This is a genomic window from Saccharomonospora iraqiensis subsp. paurometabolica YIM 90007, assembly GCF_000231035.2.
In the GTDB taxonomy this organism is placed as follows: Bacteria; Actinomycetota; Actinomycetes; order Mycobacteriales; family Pseudonocardiaceae; genus Saccharomonospora; species Saccharomonospora paurometabolica.
Map to the genome: position 1 here is coordinate 6,114 of NZ_KI912253.1, position 4,811 is coordinate 10,924.

General features: G+C 73.6%; 4 protein-coding genes. 2 read left to right on the plus strand and 2 right to left on the minus strand.

Annotated elements, in window-relative coordinates:
* Positions 1 to 1,027: polyprenyl synthetase family protein (locus SACPADRAFT_RS28535; protein ID WP_007026527.1), on the minus strand; the 1,027-nt coding region annotated here is incomplete at its 3' end.
* Positions 1,028 to 1,109: 82 nt separating this feature from the next.
* Here SACPADRAFT_RS28535 and SACPADRAFT_RS0217915 point away from each other — a divergent pair.
* Positions 1,110 to 2,789 carry a DUF885 domain-containing protein gene (locus SACPADRAFT_RS0217915; RefSeq protein ID WP_007026528.1) on the plus strand — a complete coding sequence of 560 codons (1,680 nt, stop codon included), beginning with the start codon at positions 1,110 to 1,112 and terminating at the stop codon, positions 2,787 to 2,789.
* Positions 2,790 to 2,858: 69 nt separating this feature from the next.
* On the opposite strand, the gene SACPADRAFT_RS0217920 is transcribed toward SACPADRAFT_RS0217915, so the two are convergent.
* The gene (locus SACPADRAFT_RS0217920) at positions 2,859 to 4,217 is read right to left on the minus strand and encodes a sodium/calcium exchanger protein (protein WP_028662552.1); all 1,359 of its coding nucleotides are present in this window, start codon (positions 4,215 to 4,217) and stop codon (positions 2,859 to 2,861) included.
* Positions 4,218 to 4,352: 135 nt separating this feature from the next.
* Here SACPADRAFT_RS0217920 and SACPADRAFT_RS0217925 point away from each other — a divergent pair.
* The coding region (locus SACPADRAFT_RS0217925) for an EamA family transporter (protein WP_028662553.1) at positions 4,353 to 4,811 on the plus strand (459 nt) is incomplete at its 3' end.

A 4,811-nucleotide genomic window follows, 5' to 3' on the forward strand; every position in this document is an offset into this window, starting at 1 on the left:
CGGTGAGCGCCGCCCGGCGCAGCGACCGCAGCGCTCCCGCGGCCAGCTGCTCGATCCGGCGCTCGACCTCGGCGACCGCGCCGACGTCGGTCAGCGCCTGCCGCACGTCGTCGACCTCCGCGTCGGTGAGCGCGGGGTCCCCGACCGCCTCGGCGATCACCTTGCGGTCGCCGGTGCGGCCCTGTTCCTCCGCGTACGCGAGGCCGAGCGCGAGCAGCAGGGTGCGTTTGCCCTCGCGCAGGTCGTCCCCCGCGGGCTTACCCGTCACCGAGGGGTTCCCGAACACCCCGAGCAGGTCATCTCTGAGCTGGAAGGCGACCCCGAGGTCACCGCCGAGGTCGAGCAGCGTGTCGATCAGTTCCGCGTCGGCCCCCGCGAGCGCCGCACCGAGATGCAACGGTCGTTGCACGGTGTACGCGGCGGTCTTGAGCCGGTCGACGCGCAGCGCGGCCTCCGCCGAGGCGTCCCCGGAGGCCTGGGTCCGCACGTCCAGGTACTGCCCGGCGAGCACCTCGGTGCGCATCGCCCGCCACGCGGGCCGGGCGGCCTCCAGGGTCGCCGGGGGCAGCCCCGCCCCGGCGAACATGTCCTCGGCCCAGGCCAGCGCGAGGTCACCGATGAGCACCGCCGCGGCACGGCCGAACGACTCCGACGACCCGAGCCAGTGCCGTTCGGCGTGCCGCGCGGCGAACGCGACGTGCACGGTCGGCGACCCCCGTCGCGAGTCGGACGAGTCGATGACGTCGTCGTGGATGAGCGCGCACGCCTGGATGAGTTCCAGACTGGCCACCGCGTGCAGCACCCCTTCGGCGTCGTCCCCCGCCGGATCACCGCCCGCGCCGCGCCACCCCCACCAGGCGAACGTGGGGCGCAGCCGTTTCCCTCCGCCGAGGACGAACCCGGACAGCGCGTCCACCGCCGGTTCGAACGCGGGCTCGGTCGCGCGGATGCGCGCGCTCGCCCGCTGGAGGAAGTCGGTCAGTACGCGGTCGATGTGCGACGGCAGGTCCGCGTCGAAGTCGGGCATGTCTCCATCGTGGCAGGCGTCGTCCCGGCCGCAGGTCCTGTGTTGCCGACCGGCCCGGGTGCGGACGCGGTAGCGTGCCGCCATGCACGTCCACGAGATCTGCGACCGTTACGTCGACGACTTCGCCGCGGCCCATCCGGTCGCGGCGACGGGGTTCGGCGTCTTCGCCCACGACGACCGGCTCACCGACTACTCGCCCGAGGGGCACGCCGCCCGGGCGGCCCTCGCCCGTGAGGCCCTGCGGGAGATGGCGACGGCCGAACCCGCCGACGAGGCCGAGCGGCTGGCGAAGGCCGTGTTCACCGAGCGGGTCGGCATCGAGCTGGAGTTGCACGAGGCGGGCCAGGACGAGGCCGCGCTGAACGTCATCGCCAGCCCGGTGCACGAACTGCGCATGGCGTTCGACCTGATGCCCACCGACACCGAGGAGCACTGGGCCACCCTCGCCACCCGGCTGTCCCGGGTGCCGGACGCGTTGGACGGGGTGCGCACCTCCCTGCTGGCGGCCGCCGAGGCCGGCCGCGCCCCCGCCCTGCGGCAGGTCACCAGGGTGGCCGAGCAGGCCGAGGTGTGGGCCGGACTGAGCGGCGGAACCGGCTACTTCGAGACGCTGGTCGCCGGGGCCGACCGGGTCGGGGGCGTGCCGGAGACCCTGCGCGCGGACCTCCGGCACGCCGCGCACACCGCCCAGGAGGCCTACGCCGAGCTCGCCGGGTTCCTGCGCGCCGAACTCGCCCCGGAGGCGCCCACCACCGACGCCGTCGGCGAGGACACCTACCGGCTGTGGTCCCGCTACTTCCTCGGTGCCGACCTGGACCCGAGGGAGGCCTACGAGTGGGGGTGGCAGGAGTTCACCCGCATCGAGCGGGAGATCGCCGAGGTCGCCGACCGCATCCGGCCGGGGGCGACCCCCGCCGAGGCCGCCGAGGCCCTCGACGCCGACGAGCGCTACCGCGTGCGTGGTCAGGACGCGCTGCGCGAGTGGATGCAGCGGCTGTCCGACGACGCCCTCACGGCGCTGCGCGGGTCGCACTTCGAGATCCCGGACGCGCTGATGGGCCTGGAGTGCCGGATCGCCCCGCCCGGCGGGCCGGTCGGCGCCTACTACACCGGCCCGAGCGAGGACTTCTCCCGGCCGGGCCGGATGTGGTGGTCCGTGCCCGCCGACCGGACGGAGTTCCCCACGTGGCGGGAGGTCACAACCGTCTACCACGAGGGGGTGCCCGGGCACCATCTGCAGATCGCGACGGGGGTGCACGAGGCGTCGCTGAACCGGTTCCAGCGCCTGCTGGCGCTCACCTCCGGCCACGCCGAGGGGTGGGCGCTCTACTCCGAGCGGCTGATGCGCGATCTCGGCTTCCTCACCGACGACGGCAACCTGCTCGGGATGCTGGACGCGCACCTGTTCCGGGCCGCGCGGGTGATCGTCGACATCGGGATGCACCTCGGTCTCGAGATCCCGGCGGGAACCGGCTTCCACGAGGGTGAGCGCTGGACCCCGGACCTGGGTCTGGAGTTCATGCTCACCCGCACGATCACCGACGCGGACCACGTGCACGACGAGATCGACCGGTACCTCGGCTGGCCGGGGCAGGCCCCGGCCTACAAGCTGGGGGAGCGGTTGTGGCTGGAGGCCAGGGAGGACGTCCGGCGTCGCCGCGGGGACGCCTTCGACCTCAGGGACTTCCACACCCGCGCCCTGCGGATGGGTGGCATGGGGCTGGACACCCTGCGTACGCAGTTGATGGCGGACGACACCTGAGGCGGGGGCCGTGGGAGGCACCGCGACACCACCCCGGGTCGGCGGTGACCTCCCCCGGGACCCCGTCGGTCACTCCCCGCGCAGGCGGACCTCCTCCTGCTCGTCGGCGCGCTGGAGCACCGCGAACGGCGTCGCGGTCCCGTCCCGGATCACCCGTGTCAGCTCCGCGCGCCGGGCGACGAGCAGTCCCAGCGACAGGATGCCGTAGACGGCGCTCAGCACGGCGATGACGAGGCGGTCCTGCTCCTCGGGCAGCGCGATGCTGGTGCCGAACTGGATGAGGAACAGCACCAGCAGCGTGGCGGCCCAGCGCGCCGTCATGGTGAGTGTGAGCAGGATGCACACGGCGAACAGCGACTGCGCCGCCGTGATCAGCAGTTCGAAGCGCTGGTGCAGGTCGATCGGCAGGCCGTCGAACGAGGCCGACGACAGCGCGAACACGACCGGGATCGTGCCCACCAGCAGGGTCCACTGGTTGACCTTGCTGGACAACAGCGTGCCCAGGGCCGAGCTGGCGTGCAGTTTCCAGGCGAACAGACACGCCACGATCAGTTCGGGTGACTCGCTGGCCAGTGGGGCGACCCACTGCACGAGCAGGAAGTGGTCGATGCCCAGTTCGGTGCCGGTGTGCACGAGGTTCTCGGCGAAGTGTTCCGCCGTGGCCAGGATGACCACGGCGGCGTACCCGAACATGAGCCCGTAGAGCCAGCGCCGCGGGCGTGCCGGTCGGGTGCCGATCCACGCCGACGTGCCCGTGAGCTCCGGCTCCTCCACCGGCGCCTTGGCCAAACGCCAGGCGTAGAGCACGAACAGCGACACCAGCACCGCCGCATCCACCAGGGTCAGCGAGTCCCGCAGCGGGAAGTGCAGCGAGTACACCGTCGCGGCGCCGAGGAAGAACACCTCGACCGACATCCGCCGCGGCAGGCGCACCCACCCGACGTGTGCGGAGACGCTGTGCGCGCCGCCCCGGCGCCGTGCCCGCACGACCGCGAGCGTGGCCACGAGCACCACGAGCGGCCAGCCGATCCCCACCAGGATCCGGTTGGCGCCGGTCATGTTCGCCAGCGCCAGGGAACACGGATTGGCCCCCTCCGCGTCCGGCAGGCAGTGCCCCTGTTCGGCGTTGATCATCCCCGCCCGCATCGTGAACACGAAGTCCACGGCGTACTCCGGCAGCACCGCCAGGAAGGCCAGCAGGGCGAGCGCGAGCCCGCCGTTGATGTCGACCTGGGCAGCCTCGGCGGCCCACGACAGCAGGAAGGCCGCACCGATGATCGCGACGCCGTAGACGACCGCCGCCAGCGGGGCCGCGACCGCGGGGTGCGGCAGCCCGAGGTAGTCGGCGGCACCGAGGTAGAGACCGGGCAGCGAGACCAGCGCGGCCGCGGGGAGCGGGGGTGGTGGGGAGGGGGCGGTGTCCGGCACCCGGGCAATGTTCCCGGGGTCCACAAGATCGAAACACCGAGGGTCGTCCCCCGGGGCCGGACGGCTATCCTCCGGGGTGCCCCCTCGGTCCGGACCGCCGGTCCGTCGACGACAGGTTGGAGGATCCGCGTGCCCGTGGCCCGGCTCCGCCCGTCCGAGCCCGCCGTGGCCACGGCGGGTCTGCTCGCCGCGGGGGTGCTGTGGGGGACCGGTGGTCTGGCGGGCTCGGTCCTGGCCGGGGCGGCCGGTCTGCATCCGCTCGCGGTCGCGACCTACCGGCTGCTCGTGGGTGGTGTTCTCGCTTCGCTCCTGGTGGCCGGTACCGGAGGGCTGCGGGCCCTGCCCCGCACCCGGGCGGCGGTGGGCCGGCTGCTGACGGCGGGGGCCCTGCTCGCGCTGTTCCAGGCGGGCTACTTCGCCGCCGTGGTACTGACCTCGGTCAGTGTGGCGACCATGATCACGATCGGCAGCGCGCCGGTATTCGTGGCGGTCGCCGGGGCGGTGCTCGACCGTCGCGCGCCCGACCGGGCGGTGCTGCTGTCCGTGGCCGCCGCGGTGACCGGGCTCGTGCTGCTCACCGCCGCCCCCGGCGAC

Coding starts and splice junctions, on each gene's coding strand:
- SACPADRAFT_RS0217915 (WP_007026528.1), top strand. CDS start 1,110: ATGCACGTCCACGAGATCTGCGACCGTTACGTCGACGACTTCGCCGCG.